This is a genomic window from Flavobacterium sp., from assembly GCF_046153165.1.
Lineage (GTDB): Bacteria > Bacteroidota > Bacteroidia > Flavobacteriales > Flavobacteriaceae > Flavobacterium.
Window position 1 is genome coordinate 1 of record NZ_JBJXEN010000014.1, and the last position, 3663, is coordinate 3663.

The following is a 3663-nucleotide window of genomic DNA, read 5'->3' on the forward strand; positions in this document are numbered from 1 at the left end:
AGAGAAAGATAGAGTGTACAGCAGGAAATAGCTCTTAAAAAAACAAATATAAAACAAAGAATATGAATTCGATAAATCCTGATGATTTTAAAGTAACTGATAAAATTGAGTTGTCTAAAATTCCGACCGAGCTAAAAATTGATGCCGATGATGATGAAAAAGAAGAAGCTTTAGACAAGGTTCAAATAAAATTGAGTAAGAAGCAAGATGCGATGTATGCTCATAATAAATACAGTTTCTTGATTTGTTTGCAAGGCATGGATACGTCTGGAAAAGATAGTTTGATTCGGGAAGTTTTTAAGGAATTTAACCCGCGTGGTGTGGTCGTGCATAGTTTTAAAACGCCGAATTCGACCGAGTTGGAGCATGATTATTTGTGGCGACATTATTTGGCTTTGCCAGAAAAAGGGAAGTTTGCCGTTTTTAATAGAACGCATTACGAGAATGTTTTGGTCACTCGCGTGCATCCTGAATATATTATGTATGAGAATTTACCAGGTATAGAAAAAGTGGAAGATATAAAACCCGAATTTTGGGAAAATCGTTTCGAGCAGATTAATAATTTTGAAAAACACATTGCTCAAAACGGAACGGTTGTTTTGAAATTTTATTTCCACATGAGTAAGGAAGAGCAACGCAAACGATTGTTAAATCGCTTAGAAAATGCAGAAGATAACTGGAAGTTTTCTGCAGGCGATATGAAAGAACGGGAACGTTGGGACGATTATATGCATTATTATGAAGAAGCGATAAACAAAACAGCTAACGAAATGGCACCTTGGTTTATTATTCCTGCCGACGATAAGGAAATGGCGCGTTATATTGTTGCAAAAATCATTTGGGAGGAAATGCAAAAACTCACGGATATTAAAGAACCTGAATTAGATCCTAAAGTGAAAGCGAATTTTGCGGAATTTAAAAAACAGTTAGAATAAGTAGTGAGTATTTAATCTACAAAATAAATAGATATAAAAAATGCGCTGAATTACAGCGCATTTTTTTATTTTCAGTGAATTTTTATAATTCAAAACCGTATGCTAAACGAACTCCTAATTGTCCAAAACCTTTACCTAGAGAACCATCGTTATTAAGTCGTGCAAAGTCATTGTAGTGTTCATATCGTAAGGAAATATCAATACGTTTTGTCGCATAACCAATACTAGGGGCTAGTAGCAATGAAGTTTTATTGTAATCATTCGTCACTGCAAAAGCAGCTCCAGCTTCACCCATAAAATAAAATTGGTCATTCCAAACGAAAGCTTTAAATCCAGCTTTTACAGGAATAAACCCCAAATCAGATCCATCTACTTTACTTACAAATAGATTTGTAAATCCAGTTGTCAAGGTTAGAGAGTATCTTTTTGTAAGATCGTATTGTAATCGAGCATCAGCGCCTAAAGCCAATTTGTATGGATCTGCAAATGCATATCCTGCATTTACCCCTAATCCTAAACGAAATCCTTGATCATAGTTTTTTGTATTTTCTACTTCTTGAGCATTTGAACTATTTGCAAATAACATTGAGATTGTAAATACCAATAGAAACTTAATTTTTTCCGTAATTTTCATAATTTATTTTTTGTGTTGTATTTGTTAAACAACGTTGCAAAAGTAAAGTAATGAACTATCTTAGATTTATAGAATTAATTTGTTTTGTTATATAATTATTGGTTTATTATTTACAAAGCCGCCTTTATTATTGAAATAGTAACAATAGAATTCAATTGTTCTATTTATCTTTGCCAACCTAAATTATATAAAATTGAATTTTTCTCAGTACACCAAAGAATTTTCCGAAAACATAAAACTAGCTTATCCTGTTATTTTAGGAATGTTAGGGCATACCTTAATAGGAATTGTAGATAACTTGATGGTTGGGAATCTAGGTTCGACAGAGTTGGCAGCCGTATCTTTAGGAAATAGTTTCATATTTATAGGAATGTCGATAGGAATTGGATTTTCGACAGCAATTACTCCAATTATAGCAGAAGCTGATGCCGAAAAAGACGACAAAAAAATTCGTTCTACTTTTCATCATGGTTTGTTTTTGTGTACCATTATTGGTGTAGTATTATTCATGCTAATAGTTTTGTCTAAACCTATAATGCTACTTATGCATCAGCCAAAAGCAGTGGTAGATTTAGCAGCACCTTATATCGATTGGGTTGCTTTTTCACTAATTCCTGTAATTATTTATCAAGGTTACAAACAGTTTGCCGATGGATTATCGAAAACAAAATATTCGATGTATGCTATATTTTTTACAAATGTAGTCCATGTATTTTTTAATTATGTTCTGATCTACGGAATTTGGATTTTCCCAAAGCTAGGAATAATAGGAGCTGCTTTAGGAACCGTAATTTCTAGAATAATGATGGTTATTTTTATGCATTTTATGTTAAGAAAAAACCATGAAATGAAAAAATATTTTAAACATTTTAGTTTTAAAGAAATTAGAAAATCGGCTATAAGAAAAATTATTAACCTTGGTTTTCCTTCTGCTATGCAAATGCTTTTCGAAGTAACTTTGTTTACAGCAGCCATTTGGTTGTCAGGTTCTATTGGTAAAAATCATCAAGCTGCGAATCAGATTGCATTAACATTAGCCACGACAACATTTATGTTTGCCATGGGTTTAAACGTTACTGCTATGATAAGAGTAAGTAATCAAAAAGGGCTAAATGATTATAAAAATTTGATAATCGTTGCCAAATCTATATTTATTTTAGCAATCATTTTAGAAACTATTTTTGCTCTTGTATTTGTGGTTTTTCATAATTTTTTACCGCATTTATTTTTAAATATGACCGATGTAAATCAAGCTATAGATAATGTAGAAGTTATAAAAATCACGGCTCAATTGTTATTAGTTGCAGCAGTTTTTCAAATTTCAGATGGAATTCAAGTAGTTGTTTTGGGCGCTTTACGTGGTTTACAAGATGTAAAAATTCCAATGTACATAACCTTTGTTGCTTATTGGGTTGTTGGTTTTCCTATTTCTTTTTATTTAGGAAAATATACAGAACTTAAAGCAACAGGAATCTGGATAGGGCTTTTGGCAGGATTAACAGTAGCTGCACTATTTTTGTACCTTCGTTTTTACAAACTAACAAAAAAATTAGTCAGAGAAAATTCAAAATAATAAATATAATTCCTACTAATTGTAACTTAAATAGTATTTGAACGTATAATTACCAAACAAATTAAATCTTAAAAAATGATACTATTTATTATTATCGGAATTATTTTATTAGCAGTAAGTTTTACAATAAAGAACAATTTGAATAATCCATTTTCAAAATTCTCAGGTATTATAAGAACTATTGGGATTGTTGTAATTGCTTTAGGGATTTTTTCTTCAATGTTTAAACAAATAGATGCAGGAAAAGTCGGAGTACAATCACTTTACGGAAGTGTAAAACCAGATGTTCTAGAAAGTGGATTGCAGCTCATAAATCCATTAATGGATGTTACTATTTTCGATACACAAACACAAAATTACACCATGTCGGCAGTTCATAGCGAAGGCGCTCAAGAAGGAGATGATGCGATTCGTGTTTTGTCAAACGATGGATTAGAAGTTGTTATAGATTTAACAGTTTTGTATAGAATTTCTCCAGCCGATGCTCCAAAAATTTTAAAAACAATTGGTGCCGATTATTC

4 protein-coding genes are annotated in these 3663 nt (G+C 31.6%); 3 read left to right on the forward strand and 1 reads right to left on the reverse strand.

Annotated elements, in window-relative coordinates; translation table 11 throughout:
- The first annotated feature begins 62 nt into the window (after positions 1-62).
- Positions 63-935, forward strand: a complete 873-nt coding sequence (locus ACKVOV_RS02210; protein ID WP_409205148.1) for a PPK2 family polyphosphate kinase — start codon at positions 63-65, stop codon at positions 933-935.
- 82 nt (positions 936-1017) lie between these two features.
- Here ACKVOV_RS02210 and ACKVOV_RS02215 read toward each other — a convergent pair whose 3' ends face one another.
- Entirely contained in the window at positions 1018-1569 is a 552-nt protein-coding gene (locus ACKVOV_RS02215; RefSeq protein WP_409205149.1) for a hypothetical protein, read from the reverse strand.
- Positions 1570-1762: 193 nt separating this feature from the next.
- Here ACKVOV_RS02215 and ACKVOV_RS02220 point away from each other — a divergent pair, with 193 nt between their 5' ends.
- Both ACKVOV_RS02220 and ACKVOV_RS02225 read left to right on the forward strand, forming a co-directional pair.
- Positions 1763-3142: an MATE family efflux transporter gene (locus ACKVOV_RS02220; protein ID WP_409205150.1), complete on the forward strand. Its 1380-nt coding sequence runs from the start codon at positions 1763-1765 to the stop codon at positions 3140-3142.
- A gap of 75 nt (positions 3143-3217) precedes the next feature.
- The coding region (locus ACKVOV_RS02225) for an SPFH domain-containing protein (RefSeq protein WP_409205151.1) at positions 3218-3663 on the forward strand (446 nt) is incomplete at its 3' end.